The organism is Streptomyces sp. NPDC001714 (genome assembly GCF_042892755.1).
Taxonomy (GTDB): domain Bacteria; phylum Actinomycetota; class Actinomycetes; order Streptomycetales; family Streptomycetaceae; genus Streptomyces.
In genome coordinates this window covers 922,915-947,416 of record NZ_JBIAUL010000001.1, presented here as the reverse complement: position 1 = coordinate 947,416, position 24,502 = coordinate 922,915, and the positions used below count along the sequence as shown (strand labels likewise).

Sequence of the window (24,502 nt, the reverse complement as noted above, 5' to 3'; positions counted from 1 at the left end):
CCGCCCTGACCTGCGGAAACGCATCGGCCTACGCCGACAGCTCCTCCCGCAGGGCGTCCCGGAGCCGTCCCGCCCGCTCGGTCACCTCCGCAGGACCCAGCGCCACCGCCCGGTCGGCCCACCGCTGTCCCACCGCCAGCTCGCCCCGACGCGCGTAGACCAGGGCGAGCCGCAACGCCGCCCGTCCGTGCCCCGCGTCGGCGGCCCGCTCCCACCACACGGCCGCCTCCGGCTCGCTGCCCTCCCGGGCCAGCAGCAGCCCGAGATTGAACGCGCCGTTGCGCGACCCGGCCTCGGCCGCCGTCCGGTACCAGCGCGCCGCCTCCACCACGTCGCCGCGTGCGGCGGCCAGCATCCCGACCCGCACCTGGGCGCGCCGGTGCCCCTGCGTGGCGGCCCGCTCGTACCACTCCTCGCACTCGGTCTTCACGTTCAGGGACGACTCCCCGAGCTCGTGCTCGGACACCGCCGGCCGGCGCGCGTCCAGCACGGCGGCGAGCCGGTAGGCGGCCTCGGCACTGCCTCCGCCCGCCGCGCACCGCAGATGGCGCTCGGCGGCCGCCTCGTCGCCCTCCCGGAGGCGTGCGATGCCCACCTGCAGAGCCGCCTCCGTGTGCCCGGCGGCGGCCGCCTGCTCGTAGCAGCGCAGCGCGACCCGGTCCTCGCCACGTCCGGCGTAGAGGATCCCGAGGTTGAAGGCGGCGTCCACGCTCCCCGCCTCCGCGGCCTTGGAGAACCACGGCTCGGCGCCGCTCGTGTCGCCGACCTGGAGCAGCAGGATGGCGAGCGCGTTCGCGGCCTCGCGGTGCCCGGCGTACGCGGCCCGCCGGTACCACTGCTCGGCCTGCGCGGTCCGCCCCTGCTCGGCGCAGAGCAGCCCGAGGTTGTACGCCCCGTTGTCGTCACCGGCGTCCATCGCCGCCCGGTACCAGCGCTCGGCGGTCTGCGTCTCGCCGCGCTCGGCGTGCAGCGCGCCGAGCGCGTTGGCCGCGTTGCCGTCGCCGTCCTGCGCGGCCCGCAGCCACCACACGGCGGCGCTCTCGGTGTCACCGGCGTCGCGCAGCAGGAAGCCCAGCGCGCAGGCGGCCCGGGCCTCGCCGTCCTTGGCGGAGGTCAGGTACCAGCGCCCGGCCTCCTTGAGCTCGCCGCGCTTCTCCAGGATCGCGCCGAGGTGCAGCGCGGCCCGCCGGTGGCCACGGGCGGCGGCCTGCCGGTACCACTGCTCGGCCTCGTCGGCGTCCGGGGCCGACCCGGCCGAGCTCTCCGTGTCGACACCGTTGCCGGACCCGGTCTCGCCCTCGCTCACGGCCGCTCTGCGGTCGAGCGCGCGCGCCAGCCGGTACGCCGCCTCGCGGTGCCCCCGCTCGGCCGCGGCCCGCATCCACTGTCCGGCGTCCGTGTCCCCCCGGTGCTCCAGCAGGTCGGCCAGTGCGTAGGCGCCCAGCGCGTGGCCCTGTTCGGCGGACTGGCGCAGCCAGTACTCGGCCGCGGGTTCGTCGCCGCGTTCGCGGTGGTGGCGGCCCAGCGCGTGGGCGGCGGCCGCGGATCCGGCGACGGCGGCGATCCGCCACCAGCCGGCGGCCTCCTCGGGGTAGCCGCGCTGGTGCAGCAGGACACCGAGGTTGTTGGCGGCGGCCCGGTCACCGGCGGCGGTGGCCGCGCGCAGCCGCGGCTCGGCTCCGTCGAGGTCGCCACGGCGCAGCAGCATGGCACCGAGCACACTCATCGACTCGACGTCACCGGCCTCGGCCTGGAGCCGGTGACGTGCCTCCTCAGCGGCCTCGGCGGCCTCGTCGCGGGTCGGCTCCTCGCCCGAAGGCTGCACAAATCGCCCTGTCTCGAACAGAGTTGCCTTGTCCCCCATAACGTTCATCGTCGCACCACCTGCAACCTGGGTACACCACGTATACCGCAGACCGTGAGGTCACTTCAGCGTTTTGTCGACATGCCCACAGAACGACAAGTCAAACACATCCCTGCCAACTCCCCACAGCGGCACGGCGGCCCGGTCCATCGGTACATGCGTTCGCCGCCCGTCCGGACACCGCGGGCGGTCCGGCCATCCGTCCGCCCACACACGCGAAGGCCCGGATCCAAAGAGGATCCGGGCCTTCGACTTCAGTAGCGGGGACAGGATTTGAACCTGCGACCTCTGGGTTATGAGCCCAGCGAGCTACCGAGCTGCTCCACCCCGCGCCGTTGTGTTGAAACCGTATCACGGCGCGGGCGGGCTTGATCACCAGCTTGGCGTCATCCGCTCGGGCTGGAGCTCCCGCTGGGACTCGGACTGCCGCTCGCACTCGGGCTCGGACTCGGGCTGCTGCTCGCCGTCGCGCCGCCGCCGCTGGTCCTGCCGGCCTTGGACTGCGCCTCCTCGGCCCGCTTGAGCGCGTCCTGCAGCTCGTCCTGCGCCTTGCCGTACGCCGTCCAGTCGCCCTTCTTCAGAGCCTCCTGGCCCGCCTCGAAGGCCTTCTGGGCATCGTCCAGCGCCTCCTGGACGGTGGGGTTGCCGGACGACGTCGGCGGCGAGGTCGTCCCGGTGTCCGAGGACCCCGTGTCCGAACTGGTCGTCCCGAACACCTTGTTCAGCGCCTCGTCGAGGGTGTTCTCGAAGGCGGTCCTGCCCTCGTAGGTCACCAGCACCTTGCGCAGGAACGGGTACTTGACCCCGGCACCGCGTACGTAGACCGGTTCCGCGTACAGCAGGCCCCCGTCCAGTGGCACGGTCAGCAGATTGCCGTACTCGACGTCGGAGTCCCCGCCCTTGAGGAGTTTGATGGCGGCGGCGATGTCCTGTTCGGAGTTGAACTTGCCCTGGACCTGTTTGGGTCCGTCGACGGTCGTACTGGTCGGCAGTCTCAGGATCCTGATCTTGCCGTAGTCCTTGGAACCGGCCTCGGAGTCGACCGACATGAACGCACTGAGGTTGTCCCGGCCGTTGGGCGTGAACGTCGTCGACAGCGAGAACGCCTGCGCGCTCTGGTCGGGCATCTTCATGCTCAGGTAGTACGGCGGCACCGCGTCGCCCGAGTTGTTGGTCGGGTCGTCGGGCACCTGCCACACCTCGCTGCCGGTCAGGAACGTCTGGGCGTCCGTCACGTGGTAGCGGGTGAGCAACTCGCGCTGCACCTTGAACAGGTCCTGCGGGTACCGGAGATGGTCCATCAGGTCCTGCGAGATGGCGCTCCTCGGCTGCACCGTGCCGGGGAAGGCCTTCATCCAGGTCTTCAGCACCGGGTCCTCGGTGTCCCACTGATAGAGCTTGACCTCGCCGGTGTACGCGTCGACGGTCGCCTTCACCGAGTTGCGGATGTAGTTGACCTGGTTCTGCTGGGCGACCACGGCGCGGGAGTTGTTGGTCGCGGTCAGCGAGTCGGCCGTCGTGTCACCGAGGGTCGTACGGGAGGCGTAGGGATAGCCGTTCGACGTCGTGTAGGCGTCGACGATCCACTGGATGCGGCCCTTCACCACGGCCGGGTAGGCGTCGCCGTCGATGGTCAGCCAGGGGGCGACCGCCTCGACGCGCTCCTTGGGCGTGCGGTTGTACAGGATCCGCGAGCCCTTGCCGATCGCGCCGGAGTAGAGGATCTGCGGCTCGTTGAACGCCACCGCGTACGCGGCCCGGTTGATCGGGCTGGAGAGGCTGACCCCGCTCTTGCCCTGGTAGCTGGTGGTCTCCTCCCCGCTGTTGTCGGAGTAGTCGATCTCCTTCTGGGGACCGCCGACGATCGAGTACGTGGTCGTCTTCTCGCCGTAGTAGACGCGCTGCTGGTACGTGCCCAGGTCGCCCGAGGACGGCAGGTCGGACTCGGTGAAGACCGGCTGGCCCTGGTTGTCGGCCTCGGTGCCCTTGGCGGCGACCACGCCGTAGCCGTGGGTGTAGCGGAAGTGGTCGTTGATCCAGTTGTTCTTCGGGATGCCGGCCAGGTTCAGCTCGCGCAGCCCGATGACGGTGTCCTGGGCCTTGCCGTCCTTGGTGTAGCGGTCAACGTCCAGATTGGTCGGGAAAGCGTAGTAGTTCCGCATCTGCTGGAGCTGCTGGAACGTGGGCGACACGATGTTCGGGTCCATGATCCGGATGCTCGCCGTGGAGTCGACGTCGTCGCGGAGCTTGGTCTTGTCCGTGGCGGTGCTCTTGCCCGTGTACTCGGTGACCTGGGTGTCGTCGATGCCGTACGCCTCGCGGGTCGCCTTGAGGTTCTTCTGGACGTACGGGGCTTCCTTGGCCTGCTCGTTGGGCTGGACCTGGAACTTCTGGACGATCGCCGGGTAGAGGCCGCCGATGAGGATCGCGGACAGGACCATCAGGCCGAAGCCGATGACGGGCAGCTGCCAGGTGCGCCGCCACAGGGTGGCGAAGAACAGCAGGGCGCAGATGACCGCGATGCAGAACAGGATCGTCTTGGCCGGCAGATACGCGTTCGCGTCGACGTATCTCAGGCCGGTCCAGTTGTCGGTGGCCTTGAAGTCGCTGGACTTCACCGCCAGTCCGTACCGGTCGAGCCAGTAGGCGACCGCCTTGAGGGCGACGAAGATGCCGAGCAGCACCGAGAGGTGGCCGGTCGCGGCACCGGTGGCGCGCGCGCCGGGGCTGGTGACGCGCAGCCCGCCGTACAGGTAGTGGGTGAGCGCGGCGGCGATCAGGGAGAGGATCGCGGTGGCGAAGCCGAAGCCCAGCAGGAAGCGGTACCAGGGCAGGTCGAAGGCGTAGAAGGAGACGTCGAGGTGGAACTGCGGGTCCTTCTGGTGGAAGGGCACGCCGTTGACCCACATCAGCCAGGTGCGCCACTGGCCGGCCGCGGACGCGCCGGCGATCAGTCCGACCAGCGCCGTGACCGCGAGCAGCAGCCACTTCTTGTACGGCGCGATGCCCATCCGGTAGCGGTCGAGGCTCTGCTGCTCCATGGACATGGCGCTCAGCGGGGGGCGCAGCCGGTGCGCCAGCCAGATGTTGAAGCCCACGGCGGCGGCCATCAGCAGACCGAAGACGAAGAACAGCCCGATCTTGGTCCACAGGGTGGTGGTGAACACCGAGGAGTAGTGCACCGACCGGTACCAGAGCCAGTCCGTCCAGAATCCCGCGAACATGGTGAACGCCATACCGAGCACGGCAAGGATGCCCAGTGTCAGGAGCAGGGTCCGGACCCGCCGGGACGGACGTCCGGTCGCTCTGATCCGTGGCCCCGTCGGGCCTCCGCCGCGGTCCGGCATCTGGAAAGCCAAGGTGCGCACCTCGAAGTTCGCTGTTTGATCCGCTGTTGATCCGCTGTTGTTGCGTCAGGCCCTCTTGTTCGCGGGCCGGACATGTCCCCCGTGATCGCGGGGCCACACCTATGCAACTTACTCACGGCTTACTCGGTTCCCGGTTCCGGCCATGAACGAGGCAGGATTGTGACCATGTCCAACACTCCCATGGCAGCGAACCCGCTCACCCGGGCCGTGCTCGAGATCGACGAGTACACCTCCGGCCTCGGCTGGGACCAGCCCGCTCGCCTCTTCGCCCTCGTCGACACCGCACGGCTGCGGACCCAGGAACCGGCTCTCGCCGCCCAGCTCGGTCTGGAGGACGAGCCCGCGACCACCGGTCTCACCCCGATCGAGCAGGACGAAGTGCCAACGGACAAGGCGCTGGACGAGTTCCTGGGCACCATCGCCTGGCCGGACGCGGTGGTCGGCTGCGCGCTCACGGTGGAGCGGCTGATGCTGCCGCCGTCCGCCGAGTCCCAGGTCCCCGAGGGGCTGAGCGAGGCCAGGCTGGCCAAGTGGGTGGCGAGCCATCCCGACCGTCAGGAGGTCCGGATGACGGTCGCCGTGCTGCGCGACGGCAGCCGCGACTCGGCGGTACGGCTGCGCGAGAAGGACTCGCCGACGGAGGTCCTCACCGGCCCCGACCTGGTGCCGGGCCTGGCGGACGCGCTGAAGGCGACGTTCGAGGACTGAGACCGCCTCGTCCGCGGCCGACGGCCGCGGACGTCACACCGGACGGCTCACCGGAAGGCGCACCGGACGGCACCGGGGGCGCCCCTCGTCAGGAAGGGCGCCCCCGGCCGTGTACGCCGTCTCAGCCCTTGGTGGTGCACTTCGGCAGGGCGCCGGTGTCTCCGCTGCGGATGTCCTTGAGGGCGCCGAGGGCGTCGTCGATGGTCTTCACCTTGACGAGGGTGAGCCCGCTCGGGGTGCCCTTGGCCGCCTCGGCGCAGTTGTCGGCCGGGGTCAGGAAGTACTGGGCGCCCTTGCTGCGCGCGCCGATGGTCTTCATCGAGATGCCGCCGATCGGGCCGACCGTGCCGTCGTCGTCGATCGTGCCGGTGCCGGCGACGAACTTGCCGCCGGTGAGGCTGCCCGGGGTGAGCTTGTCGTAGATCCCGAGCGAGAACATCAGCCCCGCGCTCGGTCCGCCGACATCGGCGAGCTTGATGTCGATGGAGAACGGGAACGTGTGATCGGTCCCGGCGGAGATCCCGACGATGGCGCGCTTCTCGCCGCTGTCGTCGGAGGTGGTCGTGGTGACGGTGACCTTCTCCGTCTTGGTGGCCGTCTTGTTCGCCTTCTCGGCGGCGGCCTGCTCCTTGGCGGGCACCACGGTGAAGACGACGTCCTGGCCGGGCTTGTGCTTGGTCACCAGGGTGGCGACGTCGGTCGGCTGCTTGACCACCGTGCCGTCGACGGCCTTGATCACGTCACCGGCGTGCAGCTTGCCCTCGGCCGGCGAACCCTTGAGGACCGTGGAGACGATCACCCAGGACTTCACCGGGACGCCCAGCTCCTTCAGGGCGGCGACCTTCGCGCTCTCCTGGGACTGGCTGAACTCCTCGGCGTTCTCCTGGGTGGACTGCTGCTCCGTCTTTCCGTCCGGGTAGAGCGTGTCGTGCGGCACGACCTTGGTGTCGTGCGAGAGCCACCCGTAGACGGCCTCGACGAGGTTCATCTTGTAGTCGGCACTGGTGACCCTCACCGTGGTCATGTTCAGATGCCCGGAGGTCGCATAGGTCTTGTGACCGGAGATCTGCAGCACCGGCTCGCCGTCGTGGTCCCCGAGCGTGTTCACGGTCGGGCCGGGAGACATCTCCGAGTACGGAACGTTGATGAGCACTCCGGCGCACAGGAGCGCGATCAGCATCAGAGTGGAGGCGAGCATCGTCGCGGTGCGGCGTGGCATGCGAAGACAGTACGGGACGGGTCTGTCAGCGCACCGTCAGGGCCACCTGTCGCACCCGTCTCAGCTGCCCGAGCGGGACTTCTCCATGGCCTCGCGGAAGCGTGCGTACCCGTCGAGTTCCGGCCCGTCGCTGCGCGCTCTCCTGGTCCGGTTGGCCCAGCTGCCCCACAGACCGGCACCGACCGCCGCCACAAGCGGAATCACCAACCAGACGAGCGCCGCCATGCCGACCTCCCAACCCCATGAGCGTCCGCGACTGACTGATCAGCAGATTAATCACCCGCACTGACAACGCTCACGCGAGGGGTACGGTTACGCAAGCGGAGGCCGGACAGGGCGCCTTCAGCAGGCCCCGACCCATTCCTCCGTCCCATCCGAGAACTTCTGGTGCTTCCAGATGGGCACCTCGTGCTTGAGGTCGTCGATCAGCTTTCGACAAGCTTCAAAGGCGTCCCCCCGATGCGGACACGACACACCGACGACCACGGCGAGATCACCCACCCGCAGGTCCCCCACCCGATGCACTGCGGCCAGCGCCCGCACCGGGTACTCGGCGACGACCTTCTCGGCGATCCGCCGCATCTCGCTCTCGGCACTGGGGTGACACGAATACCCGAGCGCGTCCACGTCGGCACCCCCGTCGTGATTCCGCACCGTCCCCACGAACAGCGCGATCCCCCCGGCCGCGTCGTCCCCCACGGCCGCGAAGACCTCGTCCACGGAGAGCGCACTCTCCCGAATCCCGATCAGCTTCACGGGATCGTCAGCGCCCCGCTCCCCAGGATGATCACTCACAGCAGCCATACCCCCATCCTGCCGCAAGCCCAGGACCACACGGAATACGACCAACACCAGGCACACGCGCGTGCGACTTCGGAGACTCCTACAGCGCCTCTTGAGGACACGGGCCGACCCGCCCCCTCACTCTCCAGCCCGTCCGACGCCTGAGAGCGACAACCGGCCGGCACCACATCTCAGCCCGCCCGGCGTCTGAGGACGAAGACCGGCCCGCGCCCCCACCCCCAGCCCGTCCGGCGTCTGAGGACGAAGACCGGCCCGCGCCCCCACCCCCCCCAGCCCGTCCGGCGTCTGAGGACGAGGCCCTTCAGGCCGATGCGGGGGTGCGGGGGCGGCAGCCCCCGGAACGGGCGGTCGAAGGGGGGCCACCCCCTGGAGGACGGGACGGGTAGGGGCGGCGGGGGCGAGAACCCGCCCTCAGATCCGCCGCCGAGCCTTCCGCGCCCGCCGCACCACAGCCGCCGCCCCCAGCAACGCCACCGTCGCCCCCGCGGCCCCCGCCGCCGTCGCGTCCTTGCGCCCCAACCGCCGCCCCACCACCGTGTGCCGCCCAGCCACCTCCTCCAGCAATTCGGCCAGCACCTCCTCGTTCGTCCACCCCGGCCGCCACCCGGCGTCATGCAGCCGGCTCCCGCTCACCACCCACGGATACATCGTGTACGCGAGATCCCCGGCCGGCGACGGCGTCAGCCCGATCCGGTGCAGCCGGGCAGCCGCCCCCAGCGCGACCGCCGACGGCAGTTCCATCCGCCGCGTCCCGCTGAGCTCCTCGACCTCCTCCTGCTCCAGCCACCCGTCGCACCCGACGGCGAGTTCCCCCTCGACCTTCTCCAGGACGGCGTACTCCAGCGCACTGCACAGATCCTCGACGTGACAGAACTGCCAGGCGGGCCGCGACCCGGCGACGACAAGCAGCCGAGGCGACTCGAAGTACCTGGTCAGCGCGGTGTCCGTGCCCCCGACCAGCACCGCGGGGCGCACGACGGTGACATTGAGCCCAGGATGCGCGCGGGGCGCCCGGCGCGCGAGCCGCTCGATCTCCAGCAGGTCGCCCACACCGGTCGCCTCCGCCGTGGCGCGCAGCTCCGCGTCCTCCGACAACGGCAGCTCGTTGTCCGGAAGCGCGCCGTAGACCATCGCGGACGTGCACAGCACCACGCGGTGCACGCCGGCCGCGGCCGCCGCGGTCAGCACGGTCTGCGTCCCCCGCACGTTGTACGCGGTGCGCGCCGCCGGATCGGTCTCCAGGTCCAGGTCGAGCGCGAGGTGCACCACCACGTCGGCCCCGCGGAGCTTGTCCGCGATGGCCGGATCCCGTACGTCGAGGATGTGCCACTGGGCGCCCGCGCACTCCCCGCGCCGCTCGTCGATGGCGATGACCTGCTTGATCTCCCCGGACGCGGCCAGCCGCTCGGTGAGCAGCGCGCCGACCCCGGTCGCGGCGCCGGTGACGGCGACGACGGGCCCGCGCACCGCGGGAGGGGTTGAGTGGTTTCGCGCTGCGCGAACCTGCGGATCTGGGGAACTCACCGGGCGTCTCCAGCGGTTGTCTTCAGTACGAGCGTGAGTGACGCGTACGTACCAGGTGGCATCCATCCTGCCGCAGGCCGACTGTCGGCGAAGCACCGAGGCCCGATCGGGTCGGGGTGTCTACGCTGGGTGGTGTTGTCGGGCAGCCGCGCCGCCGGAGAGAACCGGTGGCCTTACCAGCCGAGGATTCCCGTGAGTGACACCCCATTCGGTTTCGGCCTTCCGCCGGAGGAGCCGGAAGACGGCGACGAGGGCAAGAAGAAGGACCAGCAGAGCGGTGGTGGGCAGGGACCGGTCAACCCGTTCGGTTTCGGCACACCCGGTGCCGGCGGCTTCGGCGGCCCCGGCGCCGACAATCCGTTCGCTGCCATGTTCGGTTCGCTGAACCCCACCGACCTGGGCGCGGCCTTCCAGCAGCTGGGCCAGATGCTCTCGTACGAGGGCGGCCCGGTGAACTGGGACATGGCCAAGCAGATCGCCCGCCAGACGGTCTCCCAGGGCACCTCGGACGGCGTCAAGGACGCGAGCGTCGGCCCCGCCGAGCGCACCGCGGTCCAGGAGGCGGTCCGGCTGGCCGACCTGTGGCTGGACGACGCGACGTCGCTGCCGTCCGGTTCCGGTTCGGCCGTCGCGTGGTCCCGCGCGGAGTGGGTCGAGGCCACGCTGCCCGCCTGGCAGGAGCTGGTCGACCCGGTCGCCGAGCGGGTCGGCGCCGCGATGGGCGATGTCCTGCCGGAGGAGATGCAGGCCATGGCGGGCCCGCTGATCGGCATGATGCGCTCGATGGGCGGCGCCATGTTCGGCACCCAGATCGGGCAGGCCGTCGGGGTGCTCGCGGGCGAGGTCGTCGGCTCGACCGACATCGGCCTGCCGCTGAGCCCGGCCGGCAAGGCCGCGCTGCTGCCGGTGAACATCGAGGCGTTCGGCAAGGACCTCGGTGTGCCGAAGGAGGAGGTGCGGCTGTACCTGGCGCTGCGCGAGGCGGCCCACCAGCGGCTCTTCTCGCACGTGCCGTGGCTGCGCTCGCACCTGTTCGGCGCGGTCGACGGGTACGCGCGCGGCATCAAGGTCGACACGGCCAAGCTGGAGGACGTGGTCGGCCAGTTCGACCCGCAGAACCCCGAGCAGCTGCAGGACGCCCTTCAGCAGGGCATGTTCCAGCCGGAGGACACGCCCGAGCAGAAGGCTGCCCTGGCCCGTCTGGAGACCGCTCTGGCGCTCGTCGAGGGCTGGGTCGACGCGGTGGTCCACGCGGCCGCCAAGCCGCGCCTGTCGTCCGCCGACGCGCTGCGCGAGACCCTGCGCCGCCGCCGTGCCACGGGCGGCCCCGCGGAGCAGACCTTCGCCACCCTGATCGGCCTGGAGCTGCGCCCGCGCCGGCTGCGCGACGCCTCCCGCCTGTGGGCCTCGCTCACCGACGCGCGCGGTGTCGACGGCCGGGACGCCCTCTGGGCCCACCCGGACATGCTGCCGACGGCGTCCGACCTGGACGACCCGGACGGCTTCGTCCACCGCGAGCAGCTGGACTTCTCCGAGCTGGACAAGATGCTCGGCGAGGCCGCGGAGAAGCCCGACCTGCGCAAGAAGGACGACCAGGTCGGCGACCAGGACAAGGGCGACGACACCGAGTGAGCCTGTACGACGACGCGGTCCTCGTCCTCAAGGGGTACGAGGACCAGGACGAGCTGCGCCAGGCCTACCTGGACCACCTCGCGGCGCACCCGGACGGCATGTGGAAGGCCTGTCACGCCGGTCATGTCACGGCCAGTGCGCTGGTCGTCGACCCCGAGCACGGGCGGGTGCTGCTGACCCTGCACAGGAAGCTCCGGATGTGGCTGCAGATGGGCGGCCACTGCGAGCCGGACGACGCCACGCTGGCGGCCGCGGCCCTGCGGGAGGCGACCGAGGAGTCCGGCATCCCCGGGCTGACACTGCTGCCGGGCGGCCCGGTCCGCCTGGACCGGCACCCGATCCCGGCGCCGTGCCACTGGCACTTCGACGTCCAGTACGCGGCCCTCGCCCCGCGCGGCGCCGCCCACGCGATCAGCGACGAGTCCCTCGACCTGCGCTGGTTCGCCTACGACGAGGTGCCGGCGGTCGCCGACGACTCGGTCGTACGGCTGCTGGAAAGGACCCGCGCGCGGCTCTGACCTGGGATCTCAGAGATACCGACGCATGCGTAAGGGGCGTCCGCCAGGGCGGGCGCCCCTTACTTTGCGGGCCGTCGTGGCCCTCAGCTCCAGACGTTGCCCTGGTTCATCCCGCGCGCGCCCTGCTGGCCCATGCCGAACTGGGCGGCGACGCCCTGGCCGATCTGGGCGTGCTGCGGCGGCAGCAGTTCACTCGGCTGGACCAACGCGAAGCCACTTCCCATGAAACTCAGCTCCCAGCCCTCCCCGGTGCTGCCGCGGCGCCGCCACACACCCGAGGAATGCGTCTGGGCCTGCATCTGGACGCGCAGCCCGGTGGACCAGGCGACGATCGCGTCGGCGTCGCAGTTGACGTATTTGTCGGGCGTGACCTGCATCAGCAGCGGCGCGCCGGAGGTCATGAGGGCGACCTGGCCGCGTCCGGTGATGTTGAGCTGGTACTTCCCCGAACCGGAGATGCCGTAGAGGCTGTCGACGGCGACGACCTCGTAGTGCAGCGAGGAGTCCATGGCGAGGACGTAGCCGCTGTCCACGGTCAGGCCGTCCTGCTCGACGTCCAGGACGTGGATGTGCTGGGCGAGGTTGGCGAAGTAGACCGTGCCCTGCCCGTGGCAGCGCATCAGGTCCAGGCCCTCGCCGGTGTACGCACGCGCGCGTGCCTGGTTGTGGCCCTGGTACTCGGCGTCGAACTCGACGAGTCCCTGGTAGGCGACCATCGTGCCCTTGCGGGCGAGGATGTCGTCGTGGCCCTCCAGGACGACCCGCAGCATCTGCTTGTTCTGGAGGCTGTAGCGGTCCCGGGCCTGGGAGTCGTTGAAGGCGAAAAGCGGGCTCTGCATGGTTTCCTGACTCCCCCTCAGCCCCGGAACCGGAGGCGGTCGGTGCTGTCCTCGCTGGGCTGGACGACGACGATGCCCTGACCGGAGAAGGCCATCTGGAAGGCCTCTCCGCTGCCCCGGCCGATCAGCGACTGCGCCTTGAAGCTGCGCTTGCCCTTCACCTTGAGGTTCGGGGACCAGGCGACCAGTGCGTCCGGGTCGACGTACGTCTCGTCCTCGCCGCCGCCGCAGTCGACGACGATCGGCTTGCCCCGGGAGGTCAGCGCGACCCAGCCCTGCCCGGAGATCTTGGTGTTCCACAGGCCCTGACCGGCGAACTTCGCCAGGCCCTTGACCCGCTCCACGCCCCACGTCAGATGGGCGTCGAAGGCGAGCAGGTTGGTGGCGTTCACGGAGATGCCGTCGCCGTTGAGGTTGATGACGACGACGTTCGCGCCGTAGTCGGCGAGGTAGAGCAGACCGTCGCCGGAGCACTTCATCAGCGGCGCGCCTTCGCCGGTCATCCAGTCCCGGGCGATCTGGCGCACGGCCGGCGGGTTGGGCTCGTACTGGACGAAGCCCTCGTAGGCGACCATCGACCCCACGCGCGCGAGGAGGTCGTTCCCGGTCTGCATGGCGACCTTCAGCATGTGGTCGCCGTGGTTCTCCATGCGGGCGGTGACGGGTGCGGGGGCGTAGCCCGCGAGCGGCTGGTTCATGACGGGCTCCCTCAGACCTCGTACGGCTGGACGACGATGAAGTTGCCGGGCGCGCCCCGGAACTGCAGGTTGACGCTCTCGCCGGTGTCGCCCGGATAGGCGTTGCGGCGCATCCGCACCTGGCTGGAGACGATCACCTGGGAGGCCGCCGACCAGGCGACCACGGCGTTGCAGTCGGCGAACGTCGTCGGCGTGACGGGCAGCACGACGGGTGTGCCGTGCGTCTTGACGACGAGCGTGCCGGTGCCCTGGAACTGCATCGTGAACAGCGCGCCGCCGGGGATGCCGTGCCCCTCGATCCGGCGGACCTCGTACTGGAGGCTCTCGTCGAAGGCGAGGACGCTCTCGGCGGAGACGCAGATGGCGTCGCCCTGGAGCTCGATGGGGTGCAGATGGGCGGAGTTCTCGGCGAGGAAAACCTGGCCGTTGCCGGTGCAGCGCATCAGCTGCATCTCCTGGCCGGTGGCGTTGCCGACGATCCGGCCGGCGAACCCGGCGCCCTTGTAGCTGAAGTCGACCTTGCCCTGGTACAGCACCATGCTGCCCTGCCTGGCCAGCACCGGCTGCCCGCCCATCCCCAGGTCGGCGCGGATGAGCTTGCTGTTCTGCGGGGTCCAGCGCTGCCCGGTGGGCGTCTCCTTGAACTTCTGGAGCGCGGCGCCGACCCCGGCACCACCCTGGGGGGCGCCCTGGGGGACCGCGTAGCTCTGCTGCCCGGGGACCTGACCGAACGGCGGCTGCTGACCGTAGCCCGGGGGCGGGGTCGGGGCCTGGGGCGCCTGCGGGTATCCGGGCGGCGGGCCCGGAGCCTGCGGGGGCGCCGGGGGCCGGCCGTAGCCGGGCGGCGGCATGGGCGCACCCGGTGCGGGTGGCTGACCGTAGGGCGCGGGCGCCGGGGACGGAGGCGGCACCATGCCGGGCGCCGGCGGGGTCAACGGGGCGATGACGGTGGGCGCATGGTGCACATTCGAACCCGGCACCGGACCGGGGGCCGGCGGCGGGGTGAAGCCCTGGGGGGCGGGCGCGGGAGCCGGCGGCGGGGTGGGCGCGGGCGCGGAGGGAACCCCGAACGCGGGCGGCGCGAAGCCGGGCGCGGACCCGGTCTGCGGCTGCTGCGGTTCCGGCGCGGCGGGCGGCTCCTCCTCCATCACCTCGCCGCCGAAGTTCTTCAGCAGCGCCTCCAGACCACCGTCGAATCCCTGGCCGACGGCGGCGAAGCGCCACACGTCCTTCAGGTAGAAGTCACCGAGCATGACGGCGCGCTCGGTGGAGAACTCCGAGCCGTTGAAGGAGTACCGGGCCACCTCCTCGCCGCCCGCGACGATCCGGATGTATCCGGGGGCCACCTGCGACATCTGCCCGGCGCCGTCGATGGTCGCCGTGAACGCCAGCTTCTGGATCTGCGGCGGGATCCGGTCCAGTGTGACCCGGAAGGACTCCGTGTCACCCGCCTGCGTACCCAGCAGCTGGATGGACTCCTCAGGCGACTTCGGCTGGTTGAAGAAGACGAAGTAGCGGTCGTCCGACAGCCGTTCGTCGGCGTCGAGGCCGAAGCAGCTGATGTCGAAGGTCAGTCCGGGGCCGGAGATCTGCACGCCTACGTACAGATCCGTGCCGGCCGTGAGGTCACTGATCCTGGCCTTGTGGCCGCGTTGGAATTCCCTGGCCATGCGTTACGACCGTCCCCCATCCCGAATGTGAGTGCGTCGCGCCAGGCTAACGGCTAACTCGGACATCGGAAGAAGTCGGTACAGACCCGGTACACAACCGCGCTCGGCGCCCCCGGAGGGAGCGCTCCCGGGGTGCGTCACTCATCGCGCGCGCCGGGCACGTGGGGCAGCCGGTCGGCGGCGACCACCCCTTCGAGGTAGCCGCGGGCGCGCTCGGTCCGCGGATACGACTCCAGCAACCGCCAGAACCGGGGGCCGTGCCCCGGCACCAGCAGATGCGCCAGTTCATGGCAGAGCACGTAGTCGACGACGTACTCGGGCATGCCCTGGAGCCGGTGTGAGAGGCGGATGCTGCCCTCGGAGGGGGTGCACGAGCCCCAGCGGGTGTTCTGGTTGGTGACCCAGCGCACCGAGACGGGGCGGGCCCGGCCGCCGAAGTACTGGGCAGACAGCCGCTCGGCGCGCTCGGCCAGTTCGGCGTCGCCCAGCACTCGCTTGCTCTCCTGGGCAGCGAGTTTGTTGAGCATGACGGTCACCCAGCGTTTCTCCTCCGCCTCGGACATCCGGGCGGGGATCAGCACGACGGTGCGATCGCCCTCGCGGTACGCAGAAACGGTCCGGCGGCGCCGGGTGCTCCTGCGAACCTCGATCGCGCTCGCCCCCAAGCCGCTGGGCGGCTGGCTCGTCGTGCTGCGCTGTGGCTTTCCGGCGCGGTGCAGTGGGTCGGCGGGCACGCCCCGACGTTACCCGCTGCACACGGAGGAAGTCCCGGGTCCGGGACGGTTCGATGCCGATCCCCCACCATGCGTCTGATTTGTACGACGAATACCCACCGCCTGTGGACAACTTTCGGCGCCCGCCGGGCGGCCCGGGCATGCTGGCACTCGTCGGCGGAGCAGGACCGGCTCCACCGACGCACGGGGACGTTCTGTGACCTTTCGACAGCTACGGGGGCCTGTCATGCATCCGTTGGTGAAGCCCGCGCTGCGGCGCGGCTGGCGCGATCTCAACACCGTGCAGTTCGGGATGACTCCCGCGCACGCGATGACACTGGGCCCGATGGACACCGCGACCGGGAGCTTCCTGGACCTGCTCAACGGCGCGCGGGGGCTTGAGCTGCTGCGTGAAGAGGGGCGCCGCATGGACCTGCCGGACGGCCATGTCGACGCCCTGGTGGAGCGGCTGTCCCGGGCCGGGCTGGTCGACGACGCACAGGGCGGCGGGCCGGCGTCACAGGCGTTGCGCGAGAAGCAGGAGGTGGTGGAGCGGTTGCGTCCCGATCTCGCCTCGCTCTCCCTGATCACTCCGGAGCCGGGCGGCGCGATCGACCGGCTGGCGGCCCGGCGGGCGCTGCGGGTGCGGGTGGAGGGCGCGGGCCGGGTCGGTGTGACACTGGCCGCACTGCTGTCGGGCGCGGGCGTCGGCGAGGTCGACGTGCGGGACGTGGGCCGCGTCCAGCCATGGGACGTGGCGCCCGGCGGGCTGCCCGCGGAGGCGGTCGGCGAGCGCCGCGCCGACGCCGCGCGCGGCGTCGTCCGCCGGGCGGCCCCGGACCGCCCGCCCCGCCGACCGGACCCGGCCGCGCAGGAGCCCGGCCTGGCACTGGTGATCATCGCCCCGCGCGACGACGTCCTGGTGCACGCCCCGGACGCGCGTGCCGCCGAGCCGCTCATGGCCTCGGGGACCCCTCATGTCTACGCGGGTGTCGTGGAGGGCACGGGCGTGGTCGGCCCCCTCGTCCTGCCCGGTGGGACGGGCTGCGCCGGCTGCCTGCACGAGCACCGCACGGACCGGGATCCGGCCTGGCCGCGCCTGATCACCCAGTGGCGGTCAGGGCAGGCCCGCCGGGTGGGCGCCTGTGATCTGACGCTGGCGGCGGCCGTGGCCGGGCTGGCCGCCGCGCACGCCCTGGCCTTCCTCGACGGGGAGTCGCCGGCCGGCACGGGGGCGCGCTGGGAGGCGTCCGTGCCGGTTCTGCACTGGCACGCGCGGCCGGTCTGGCCGCACCCCGCATGCCCGTGCGGAGCGGCGGAGAAAGCTAAGGGGGAACACTCCTCAACCAACGGGGATCCACACGCGACAATGGTGGTGCAACGGCCGTCGGCGGAGCGACGAGAGCACGCGGACGCGGCACGGCCGACTGGGACTTGGAGGGCGCATGTCTGATCTTCCCCGGAAGGCGGTCACCCGGACCGCCAAGCTCGCCGCGCTCCCGCTCGGCTTCGCCGGCCGGGCGACCTGGGGTCTGGGCAAGCGCATCGTGGGCGAGTCCGCGGAGATCGTCAGCCGGGAGCTCCAACAGCGCACGGCGGAGCAACTGTTCAAGGTCCTGGGCGAGTTGAAGGGAGGGGCGATGAAGTTCGGGCAGGCGCTGTCCGTCTTCGAGTCGGCTCTCCCGGAGGAGATCGCCGGCCCCTACCGGGCGGCCCTCACCAAACTCCAGGACGCCGCGCCGCCGATGCCGACCCGGACCGTGCACGCGGTACTCACCGAGCGTCTCGGGGAGGACTGGCGGGAGCTGTTCCTGGAGTTCGAGGACAAGCCCGCGGCGGCGGCCTCGATCGGTCAGGTGCACCGGGCCGTGTGGCAGGACGGCCGGGCGGTGGCGGTCAAGGTGCAGTACCCGGGAGCCGGCGAGGCCCTGCTGTCCGACCTGAGCCAACTGAGTCGCTTCGCCCGCCTGTTGGGGCCGCTGATCCCCGGTATGGACATCAAGCCGCTGATCGCGGAGCTGCGCGACCGGGTCTCCGAGGAACTGGACTACTCCCTGGAGGCGCAGGCCCAGGCGGCGCACGCGGAGGAGTTCGAGGGCGACCCCGACGTGGTGGTGCCGGCGGTGGTGCACCAGTGCGACCAGGTGCTGGTCACGGAGTGGATCGACGGGATACCGCTCTCCGAGATCATCTCGGGGGGTACGCAGGAGCAGCGCGACCGGGCCGGTCAGCTCCTGGCCCGCTTCCTGTTCTCGGGCCCGGCCCGCACCGGTCTGCTGCACGCCGACCCGCACCCCGGCAATTTCCGCCTGCTGCCAGGTGAGCCGGAGGACGAGGAGGAGTGGCGCCTCGGTGTGCTGGACTTCGGCACCGTCGACCGTCTCTCCGGCGGCCTGCCCAGCCCGATCGGCGACTCCCTGCGGATGACGCTGGACGGTGACGCCGAAGCGGTCTACGAGCTGCTGTGCGCGGAGGGGTTCGTCAAGGAGTCCATAGAGCTGGACCCCGACGCCGTCCTGGACTACCTGCTGCCGATCATCGAACCGGCCCAGGTCGACGAGTTCACCTTCACCCGCAACTGGATGCGCAGCCAGGCGGCCCGCATCGCAGACCCCCGCAACCCCGCCCACCAGCTGGGCAAGCAGCTCAACCTGCCGCCGGCCTACCTCCTGATACACCGGGTGACCCTGAGCACCATCGGCGTGCTGTGCCAGCTGGGCGCGACGGTACGGTTGCGGGAGGAACTCGAGGCATGGCTGCCCGGGTTCGTAACCGAGGAGCTCGATGAGCTCGAAGAACTCGATGAGCTCGCCGAGGTCGCCGACGTCGAAAAGGCCGTGGCGGGCGAAGAACCCGGGGAAGTGGAAGCGGCCGAGGCGGCCGTGGAGGCGCAGTAGGGGCGGTGTTCACCACCAGGACGAGTCGAGCCGGCCCTCGATCGCTCTGAGGTTGTCCCTGGAGCAGGCATCGCAGAAGAACTGGCGGACGCCGTTCTCCACGGAGCAGGTCCAGGTGACGGGCGGGGGGCCGTCGGCCGGGGTGCCGCAGCGGGCGCACACGAGCGGCCGGGGCTCCGTGGCGGAGCCGCCGTGATCACTGCCTCCGGGAAGACTCGTCACCTGGTGACGATAACTCCGCCGCGGGTGGATCAGCGGGCGCAACGCACCGCGGGGGCCGGTCCGTTCGGCCGGACCGGCCCCCGCGGGGAGCTTTCGCCTCCCGAGGCCGGGAGACCACCGCTTCAGGTGTACTGGGTTACTGCATCACGGCGATGGCGAGCGCACGGCGGGCACGCATCGAGGCGCGCTCGGCCCGGCGCTGCATCCGGCGAGCGGTCGCCAGGCGCACGGCCCGGCGTTCCTGCTCGGCCTCGTGCAGTCGCTCGTGCATATGCGCACGAGCCAGGGCTTCTGGGATGAGTTGCATCTCTCGGGTCCTGTTCTGACGCGAGCCGGTGGCGGTACCGGCGGTGGTGAAGTCTGGAATCGCGGAGCCTGCGGGCTCGCTGGTGGACGGCTTCATCGGGGCCTGCTTCTTGGGATCGTGCGTGAGGGGGCGGTCGATCGTTCCGTGGATGTTCATGCCGTGACCGGGTTCTTGCGCGGGCGGCCACGCGGCCGCTTCCGGGCGACGACGACGCCCTGGACGAACAGCTCGCCACCCCAGACGCCCCAGGGCTCACGCCGCTCCTTGGCCCCGGCGAGGCAGGCCTCGATCAGCGGGCAGGTACGGCAGAGGGACTTGGCGTACTCGACGTCCGCCGGCGACTCGGCGAAGAAGACCTCCGGGTCGTAGGAGCGGCAGGGGACGGGTACACCGAGGTTCTCGATGGCGTCGTCGAGCGCGGTGAGCGCGGTGAGCGGGATCAAGGTGGAGTCCTCCGTGAGGCCGGGCGGGGGGATCGTTTCGGAAGGCGGTACGGACGGGGCGTGCGCTTCGAGTTGCACGGCTGTTCTTCCTCGTCTGGTCGTGCCGGTCGGGTTGGACCGGTTGGCGGCTGGTACCGGGTTCTGCTCTTGTCCCGAGGCCCCTTCGGTCCGCTCTCCCCGTTCGGGGAAAACAGAAGGGCCGCGGATCCCGGATGGGGTTCCGCGGCCCTGAAGGCGCCGGCCTGATAGATCAGGCTGGATCACTCCAGGGTTCTGGCCCACGGAAGGCCCACATCAGGTGGTGCTGCGTCGTCTGCTTCCGGCTTCCGGCACCGGCTGCCGTAAAGGCATAGGCCTGGGCCCGTGCCGCTACTGCTTCCAGTGCCTTCGTCGGTCGCTCATTGCGCTCACGGACGGGAAGACCCGCGAGAGAAACGGAGGACGCCGGACGCACGGCAGGAATGCCGGACAGACCGGTGCCCAGGTTCGAGACGCCGAGCATGCACACGGAGACGGCCGAGAGATCGGTCATTTTGGCCGCGCTGATGATGCTGGTCTTGATGCTGATCACTGGACTCGCCTCCTCTCGGCGTCTAGGGGACCGGTGTTGAGCCGATCCACTCGGATATGCAAGTACAACACGGAACGCGGCCTTCGAGAAGGCCGCCGCTTCCGTGCCTAGAACCTATGGGGATTGCTGGGGCATGCGCAAACTATTTTTTCGACGAGTTCGCATCAGTCCCGCGCTTCTTCTCCCTCGGGCTCCTGGCCTGCGCAGATGGCCAGAACATCGGCGCCGTAACGGTTGAGCTTGCGCATGCCGACACCGGGGATGCGGGCCAGCTCGCGGTCGTCGTCCGGAGCGCTCTCGGCGATGGCCATCAACGTCCTGTCGGTGAAGACGCAGAAGGCGGGCTGGCCGCTGAGCCGGGCCTGGTCGGCGCGCCATTCGCGCAGCCGCTCGTAGAGGCCCTCGTCCATGTCGGACGGGCAGCCGTCGCAGCGCATCAGCTTCATCTCGCCGGCGTCGGTCAGCGTGCGTCCGCAGACCCGGCAGCGGGCGGGGGTGCGCTGTGTGCGCCGGGGTGCGGCCACGGGGGCGCCGGTGAAGCCGCGTTCGACACCGCCGCCACCGGCGCCGCCACGGCCGACGGTGCCGGTGGAGCCCGGGCGCAGACCGTCCAGGAAATGGCTGGGCCTGCGGCCGGGTCTGCCGCCGGGGGTACGGGAGAGGGACCAGGAGAGATGGAGCCGTTCCCTGGCGCGGGTCACGCCGACGTAGAGGAGACGGCGTTCCTCCTCGATCTGTTCGTCGGTCTTCGCATAGGTGATCGGCACCATGCCCTCGGCGACGCCGACCAGGAAGACGACGTCCCACTCCAGGCCCTTCGCCGCGTGCAGGGAGGCGAGGGTGACGCCCTGGACGGTCGGGGCGTGCTGGGCGCCCGCGCGCTCGTCGAGTTCGGCGACGAAGTCGGCGAGGGTGGCGGCGGGCCGGGCGGCGGCGACGTCGTGGGCGAGGTTGACCAGGGCAGCCAGTGACTCCCAGCGCTCCCGGACCGCACCGGAGCCGGCCGGCGGCTCGGTGGTCCAGCCCTCTCCGGAGAGGACCGCGCGCACCTGTGAGGGCAGGTCCACGGTGTCGTCGAGCAGCGCGTCGTTGCCACCGAAGCGGGCTGCCGCGCGCAGGGCCACACCCGCCTTGCGCACCTCGGGCCGGTCGAAGAACCGCTCTGCACCACGCAACTGGTAGGGCACCCCGGCGTCGGCGAGAGCCTGTTCGTAGGTCTCGGACTGGGAGTTCGTCCGGAAGAGGATGGCGATCTCGGCCGCCGGAACCCCGGCGTCGACCAGCTCCCGGATGCGGCGGGCGGCGCCCTCGGCCTCGGCGGGCTCGTCGGTGTACTCGGTGTAGACGGGCTCGGGCCCGGCAGGGCGCTGGGAGATCAGCTCCAGGCGGTGGTCGGCGGCCCGGCCGCGGGCCTGGGCCAGCAGGCCGTTGGCGAGGTGGACGACCTGGGGTGTGGAACGGTAGTCGCGGACCAGCTTGACCACGGTCGCCCCGGGGTGGCGGGTGCGGAAGTCGAGCAGATGGTCGGGGGTTGCTCCTGTGAACGAGTAGATGGTCTGGCTGGCGTCGCCGACGACGCACAGGCTCTCGCGGTCGCCGAGCCACAGTTCCAGCAGCCGCTGCTGGAGCGGGCTGACGTCCTGGTACTCGTCGACGACGAAGTGCTGGTACTGGGCGCGGACCTGGTCGGCGATGTCGTGCCGGTCCTGCAGGATGCCGACGGTCAGCAGCAGGACGTCCTCGAAGTCGATGACCGTGCGGTCGCGTTTGAGGTCCTCGTATACCGAGTAGAGCTGGGCGATCTCGGCGGGGTCGCGGGGGGCCTCGCGGCCGGCCTTCACGGCTGCCAGCGGGTAGTCGGCGGGAACGGTCTGGGTGACCTTGGACCACTCGATCTCGGCGGTGACGTCCCGCAACTCGCCCCGGTCGAGGCGGATGCGGCAGGCGGCGGCCGCGTCGGCAACGAGCTGGATCTTGCGGTCGACGAGCCGGGGCAGGGAGCCACCGATCGCTTTCGGCCAGAAGAACTGGAGCTGGCGCAGGGCCGCCGAGTGGAAGGTGCGGGCCTGCACCCCCTGGGCGCCGAGCTGCCGCAGCCGGCCGCGCATCTCCCCGGCGGCCCGGTTGGTGAAGGTGACGGCGAGCACGCTGGAGGGCTGGAGGATCCCGGCCCGCACCCCGTAGGCGATCCGGTGGGTGATCGCCCGGGTCTTGCCGGTACCGGCTCCGGCCAGCACGCACACCGGCCCGTGCAGGGCGGTCGCCACCGCGCGCTGCTCGGGGTCGAGCCCTTCGAGCACCGCGTCGGCAGAGTCCGGTACCGGCGGGAAGAGGGAGGAGTGCGTTGCTGCTGTCACATGGCCATGCTGCCAGGTCGCCGGAGACGGCTGTGCCGGTTGTCCACAGGCGGCCCCGTGCAGTCGTACTAATGCGGCAGGCGTCGCTCGGGGCCCGTGCCGCGGGAATGGCGAGCGGGTCGCGTACGTTCCCCTCCTGGACGACCTTCCCCGACCTGCCGAAGGAGTGCGAGCGAGATGCAGGGCACTGTGACGATGTACAGCACCACGTGGTGCGGCTACTGCCGCCGGCTGAAGAGCCAGCTGGACCGCGAGGGCATCGCGTACACCGAGATCAACATCGAGCAGGACCCGGATTCGGCCGCATTCGTGGAGAAGGCGAATGGCGGAAACCAGACGGTCCCCACGGTGCTCTTCGCCGACGGCTCGACGCTGACGAACCCGTCGCTGGCCCAGGTCAAGCAGAAGATCAGCGCGTAGGTCTCCCGGCACGCGGCGGCCCCTGACTCGTTTTAGGGGCCGCTTTCGCATGTTCAGACCGGCTTGTCCCATACCAGTGTGTAGCGCCACAGCAGCCGCCGCCGGTAGCGGCGGCCGGGGAGCAGGTGTGCGGTGGCTTGCCGGACCTCTCCCCAGTTCATGATCGAGTCCTCGACGGGCATCCCGGACGGGGCCCGCTTGCCGCCGCGCAGGCGCGCGGTCACCAGGCTCGCCGGGACTCCGCAGCCGCTGATCACCCAGTCCAGGAGGGTGCGGTTGTAGGCCATGCCGACGACGACCAGCCGGCCGCCGGGCGCGAGCAGCCCCACCAGCCGTTCGATCGCGTCGTCGAAGGGGGCGTGGTGGATGACGGCGACCGCGCTCACGAAGTCGTAAGCCCCCTCGTCAAGGAGGGCACCGTCGAGGTAGTCACCTTCGAGGAAGGTGACGTTTTCCGCGTCCCGCTTCTGCGCCTGCCTGATCATCTCCGCCGACCGGTCCACGCCGGTCACCGACTCCGCCCTGGTCGCGAGCTTGGCGGCGAGCAGGCCGTCGCCGCAGCCGACGTCCAGGGCGGTGCGGCAGCCGTCCGGCACCGCGTCCACTACCACGGGGTGGTAGTGGACGTTGTGGTTCCAGTACCCCTCTGCGGTCATGACGGCCGTCTCAGACGAAGCTCCTCGTCGGCAGCGGCTTGCCGTACCACATCTCGATCAGGCGGGCGGCGATCGAGATGCCGTACGGCGGCAGGACGTCGCCGGAGTCGAAGGCGGCGCCCAGTTCGTCGCGGGAGAACCAGCGGGCCTCGTGGATCTCGTCGCCGTCGACGTTGATCTCGGTCGAGGTCGCGCGGGCCATGAAGCCGAGCATGAGGCTGGACGGGAACGGCCAGGGCTGGCTGGCGACGTACTCGACCGGGCCGACGGTGACGCCGACCTCCTCGAAGACCTCACGGCGCACCGCCTGCTCGATGGACTCGCCGGGCTCCACGAAGCCGGCGAGCGTGGAGAAGCGGCCCTCGGGCCAGTGGACCTGGCGGCCGAGCAGGATGCGGTCGTCCTCGTCGGTGACGGCCATGATCACGGCGGGGTCGGTGCGCGGGTAGTGCTCCGCGCCGCAGGCGGGGCAGCGGCGGATGTGACCGGCGGCGGCGATGACCGTGCGCTCGCCGCAACGGGAGCAGAAGCGGTGGGTGCGCTGCCAGTTCTCCAGACCGACCGCGTGCACCATCAGGCCGGTGTCCCGGGGGGACAGCAGGAGTCCGGCCTCGCGCAGGCCGGCGGCGCGTGCGGACTGGTCGATGCGGCCGGGCAGAGCGTCCTTCTGGAGGGCGAAGTAGCTGACGCCGTCCTCGTCGGTGCCCAGGAAGTAGCGGTGCGCCTCGGTGAGGGGGGCCTCGAAGGAGGGCGTCATGACGAGTTCGGTGCGGCCGTCGGGCGTCTCGTCGATGAGGACCTGGCCGCCGGAGACCACGAAGCAACGGGTGTCGGGGTGGCTCCACGCCGCCGCGAGCCAGGCTTCGTCGAGCCGGTGGTGGGCGGCGCGGTCGATGCCGCTCGGGGCGGTGAGCGAGATGGGTCGGTCGGCGGTGTGGTCGGTCCAGGTGGTCACGGGTGCTTCCAACTCCCCCAGTGCAACGGATGTTTCAGCGGGCGGTTCAGCGGGACGAAGGGCGGGAGGAGAACGGGTGGGGCGGGGGCGGGGCGGGCGGGGCGGCCCTTCCAGTGT

The 24,502-nt window shown here is 70.9% G+C and carries 23 protein-coding genes and 1 tRNA gene; 6 read left to right on the top strand and 18 right to left on the bottom strand.

Translation table 11 applies throughout. The annotated features are described in order from the left end of the window. Positions 1-28 precede the first annotated feature (28 nt). The 3 genes from ACFY0P_RS04380 to ACFY0P_RS04370 form a co-directional block, all read right to left on the bottom strand. A complete protein-coding gene (locus ACFY0P_RS04380; protein WP_388907183.1) occupies positions 29-1,873 on the bottom strand; it encodes a sel1 repeat family protein in 1,845 nt (614 codons plus the stop codon). A gap of 249 nt (positions 1,874-2,122) precedes the next feature. Next, positions 2,123-2,196 (bottom strand) — tRNA-Met (locus ACFY0P_RS04375). 54 nt (positions 2,197-2,250) lie between these two features. Next, the gene (locus ACFY0P_RS04370) at positions 2,251-5,211 is read right to left on the bottom strand and encodes a UPF0182 family protein (RefSeq protein WP_388907319.1); all 2,961 of its coding nucleotides are present in this window, start codon (positions 5,209-5,211) and stop codon (positions 2,251-2,253) included. A gap of 186 nt (positions 5,212-5,397) precedes the next feature. Here ACFY0P_RS04370 and ACFY0P_RS04365 point away from each other — a divergent pair, with 186 nt between their 5' ends. After that, positions 5,398-5,940 carry a PPA1309 family protein gene (locus ACFY0P_RS04365; protein WP_388907181.1) on the top strand — a complete coding sequence of 181 codons (543 nt, stop codon included), beginning with the start codon at positions 5,398-5,400 and terminating at the stop codon, positions 5,938-5,940. Positions 5,941-6,061: 121 nt separating this feature from the next. Here ACFY0P_RS04365 and ACFY0P_RS04360 read toward each other — a convergent pair whose 3' ends face one another. From ACFY0P_RS04360 to ACFY0P_RS04345, 4 genes are all read right to left on the bottom strand, one after another. After that, positions 6,062-7,159 (bottom strand): PDZ domain-containing protein, encoded by a 1,098-nt coding sequence (locus ACFY0P_RS04360; protein WP_388907178.1) that lies wholly within the window; start codon positions 7,157-7,159, stop codon positions 6,062-6,064. A gap of 60 nt (positions 7,160-7,219) precedes the next feature. Further along, entirely contained in the window at positions 7,220-7,384 is a 165-nt protein-coding gene (locus ACFY0P_RS04355) for a hypothetical protein (protein ID WP_388907176.1), read from the bottom strand. 117 nt (positions 7,385-7,501) lie between these two features. Continuing rightward, positions 7,502-7,963, bottom strand: a complete 462-nt coding sequence (locus tag ACFY0P_RS04350) for a molybdenum cofactor biosynthesis protein MoaE (protein WP_388907174.1) — start codon at positions 7,961-7,963, stop codon at positions 7,502-7,504. A gap of 411 nt (positions 7,964-8,374) precedes the next feature. Then, positions 8,375-9,487, bottom strand: coding sequence for an SDR family oxidoreductase (locus ACFY0P_RS04345; protein ID WP_388907171.1), 1,113 nt, complete (start codon positions 9,485-9,487; stop codon positions 8,375-8,377). Positions 9,488-9,679: 192 nt separating this feature from the next. Between ACFY0P_RS04345 and ACFY0P_RS04340 the strand changes: the two genes are divergently transcribed. Together ACFY0P_RS04340 and ACFY0P_RS04335 are read left to right on the top strand one after the other, a co-directional pair. After that, complete coding sequence (locus tag ACFY0P_RS04340) at positions 9,680-11,119, top strand: zinc-dependent metalloprotease (RefSeq protein WP_388907168.1); 1,440 nt, start codon at positions 9,680-9,682, stop codon at positions 11,117-11,119. Continuing rightward, on the top strand, positions 11,116-11,637 hold the full coding sequence (locus ACFY0P_RS04335; protein ID WP_388907166.1) for an NUDIX hydrolase: 522 nt from the start codon (positions 11,116-11,118) through the stop codon (positions 11,635-11,637). Before ACFY0P_RS04340 ends, ACFY0P_RS04335 begins: the two co-directional genes overlap by 4 nt. 83 nt (positions 11,638-11,720) lie before the next feature. Here ACFY0P_RS04335 and ACFY0P_RS04330 read toward each other — a convergent pair whose 3' ends face one another. The 4 genes from ACFY0P_RS04330 to ACFY0P_RS04315 form a co-directional block, all read right to left on the bottom strand. Beyond that, positions 11,721-12,476, bottom strand: coding sequence for an AIM24 family protein (locus ACFY0P_RS04330; protein WP_351711029.1), 756 nt, complete (start codon positions 12,474-12,476; stop codon positions 11,721-11,723). Positions 12,477-12,493: 17 nt separating this feature from the next. After that, positions 12,494-13,174 carry an AIM24 family protein gene (locus ACFY0P_RS04325; RefSeq protein WP_067248146.1) on the bottom strand — a complete coding sequence of 227 codons (681 nt, stop codon included), beginning with the start codon at positions 13,172-13,174 and terminating at the stop codon, positions 12,494-12,496. Between the two features lie 11 nt (positions 13,175-13,185). Then, on the bottom strand, positions 13,186-14,844 hold the full coding sequence (locus ACFY0P_RS04320; protein ID WP_388907162.1) for a TerD family protein: 1,659 nt from the start codon (positions 14,842-14,844) through the stop codon (positions 13,186-13,188). Between the two features lie 137 nt (positions 14,845-14,981). Then, positions 14,982-15,578, bottom strand: coding sequence for a M48 family metallopeptidase (locus ACFY0P_RS04315; RefSeq protein WP_388907160.1), 597 nt, complete (start codon positions 15,576-15,578; stop codon positions 14,982-14,984). Positions 15,579-15,804: 226 nt separating this feature from the next. Here ACFY0P_RS04315 and ACFY0P_RS04310 point away from each other — a divergent pair, with 226 nt between their 5' ends. Next, on the top strand, positions 15,805-17,010 hold the full coding sequence (locus tag ACFY0P_RS04310) for a TOMM precursor leader peptide-binding protein (protein WP_388907157.1): 1,206 nt from the start codon (positions 15,805-15,807) through the stop codon (positions 17,008-17,010). Continuing rightward, positions 17,003-18,454, top strand: a complete 1,452-nt coding sequence (locus tag ACFY0P_RS04305) for an ABC1 kinase family protein (RefSeq protein ID WP_388907155.1) — start codon at positions 17,003-17,005, stop codon at positions 18,452-18,454. The genes ACFY0P_RS04310 and ACFY0P_RS04305 overlap by 8 nt, the downstream gene beginning before the upstream one ends. A 9-nt stretch (positions 18,455-18,463) precedes the next feature. On the opposite strand, the gene ACFY0P_RS04300 is transcribed toward ACFY0P_RS04305, so the two are convergent. The 5 genes from ACFY0P_RS04300 to ACFY0P_RS04280 form a co-directional block, all read right to left on the bottom strand. Next, positions 18,464-18,676 carry a hypothetical protein gene (locus ACFY0P_RS04300; RefSeq protein WP_388907153.1) on the bottom strand — a complete coding sequence of 71 codons (213 nt, stop codon included), beginning with the start codon at positions 18,674-18,676 and terminating at the stop codon, positions 18,464-18,466. Between the two features lie 136 nt (positions 18,677-18,812). Continuing rightward, on the bottom strand, positions 18,813-19,139 hold the full coding sequence (locus ACFY0P_RS04295) for a hypothetical protein (protein WP_388907151.1): 327 nt from the start codon (positions 19,137-19,139) through the stop codon (positions 18,813-18,815). Then, positions 19,136-19,504: a WhiB family transcriptional regulator gene (locus tag ACFY0P_RS04290; protein ID WP_010984500.1), complete on the bottom strand. Its 369-nt coding sequence runs from the start codon at positions 19,502-19,504 to the stop codon at positions 19,136-19,138. The genes ACFY0P_RS04295 and ACFY0P_RS04290 overlap by 4 nt, the downstream gene beginning before the upstream one ends. A 172-nt stretch (positions 19,505-19,676) precedes the next feature. After that, the gene (locus ACFY0P_RS04285) at positions 19,677-19,997 is read right to left on the bottom strand and encodes a hypothetical protein (RefSeq protein WP_388907149.1); all 321 of its coding nucleotides are present in this window, start codon (positions 19,995-19,997) and stop codon (positions 19,677-19,679) included. Between the two features lie 164 nt (positions 19,998-20,161). Further along, positions 20,162-22,354 (bottom strand): ATP-dependent DNA helicase UvrD2, encoded by a 2,193-nt coding sequence (locus ACFY0P_RS04280; protein WP_388907147.1) that lies wholly within the window; start codon positions 22,352-22,354, stop codon positions 20,162-20,164. Positions 22,355-22,531: 177 nt separating this feature from the next. Here ACFY0P_RS04280 and ACFY0P_RS04275 point away from each other — a divergent pair, with 177 nt between their 5' ends. Further along, a complete protein-coding gene (locus ACFY0P_RS04275) occupies positions 22,532-22,774 on the top strand; it encodes a mycoredoxin (RefSeq protein WP_388907145.1) in 243 nt (80 codons plus the stop codon). A 53-nt stretch (positions 22,775-22,827) separates the two neighbouring features. On the opposite strand, the gene ACFY0P_RS04270 is transcribed toward ACFY0P_RS04275, so the two are convergent. Together ACFY0P_RS04270 and nudC are read right to left on the bottom strand one after the other, a co-directional pair. Further along, positions 22,828-23,430 (bottom strand): class I SAM-dependent methyltransferase, encoded by a 603-nt coding sequence (locus ACFY0P_RS04270; RefSeq protein ID WP_388907142.1) that lies wholly within the window; start codon positions 23,428-23,430, stop codon positions 22,828-22,830. A gap of 10 nt (positions 23,431-23,440) precedes the next feature. After that, positions 23,441-24,385 carry an NAD(+) diphosphatase gene (gene nudC / locus ACFY0P_RS04265; protein ID WP_388907138.1) on the bottom strand — a complete coding sequence of 315 codons (945 nt, stop codon included), beginning with the start codon at positions 24,383-24,385 and terminating at the stop codon, positions 23,441-23,443. Positions 24,386-24,502: the final 117 nt, after the last annotated feature.

Coding starts and splice junctions, on each gene's coding strand:
- ACFY0P_RS04380 (WP_388907183.1), bottom strand. CDS start 1,873: ATGAACGTTATGGGGGACAAGGCAACTCTGTTCGAGACAGGGCGATTT.
- ACFY0P_RS04330 (WP_351711029.1), bottom strand. CDS start 12,476: ATGCAGAGCCCGCTTTTCGCCTTCAACGACTCCCAGGCCCGGGACCGC.
- ACFY0P_RS04270 (WP_388907142.1), bottom strand. CDS start 23,430: ATGACCGCAGAGGGGTACTGGAACCACAACGTCCACTACCACCCCGTG.
- ACFY0P_RS04350 (WP_388907174.1), bottom strand. CDS start 7,963: ATGGCTGCTGTGAGTGATCATCCTGGGGAGCGGGGCGCTGACGATCCC.
- ACFY0P_RS04310 (WP_388907157.1), top strand. CDS start 15,805: ATGCATCCGTTGGTGAAGCCCGCGCTGCGGCGCGGCTGGCGCGATCTC.
- ACFY0P_RS04325 (WP_067248146.1), bottom strand. CDS start 13,174: ATGAACCAGCCGCTCGCGGGCTACGCCCCCGCACCCGTCACCGCCCGC.
- ACFY0P_RS04295 (WP_388907151.1), bottom strand. CDS start 19,139: ATGAACATCCACGGAACGATCGACCGCCCCCTCACGCACGATCCCAAG.
- ACFY0P_RS04275 (WP_388907145.1), top strand. CDS start 22,532: ATGCAGGGCACTGTGACGATGTACAGCACCACGTGGTGCGGCTACTGC.
- ACFY0P_RS04305 (WP_388907155.1), top strand. CDS start 17,003: ATGTCTGATCTTCCCCGGAAGGCGGTCACCCGGACCGCCAAGCTCGCC.
- ACFY0P_RS04320 (WP_388907162.1), bottom strand. CDS start 14,844: ATGGCCAGGGAATTCCAACGCGGCCACAAGGCCAGGATCAGTGACCTC.
- ACFY0P_RS04365 (WP_388907181.1), top strand. CDS start 5,398: ATGTCCAACACTCCCATGGCAGCGAACCCGCTCACCCGGGCCGTGCTC.
- ACFY0P_RS04360 (WP_388907178.1), bottom strand. CDS start 7,159: ATGCCACGCCGCACCGCGACGATGCTCGCCTCCACTCTGATGCTGATC.
- ACFY0P_RS04370 (WP_388907319.1), bottom strand. CDS start 5,211: ATGCCGGACCGCGGCGGAGGCCCGACGGGGCCACGGATCAGAGCGACC.
- ACFY0P_RS04355 (WP_388907176.1), bottom strand. CDS start 7,384: ATGGCGGCGCTCGTCTGGTTGGTGATTCCGCTTGTGGCGGCGGTCGGT.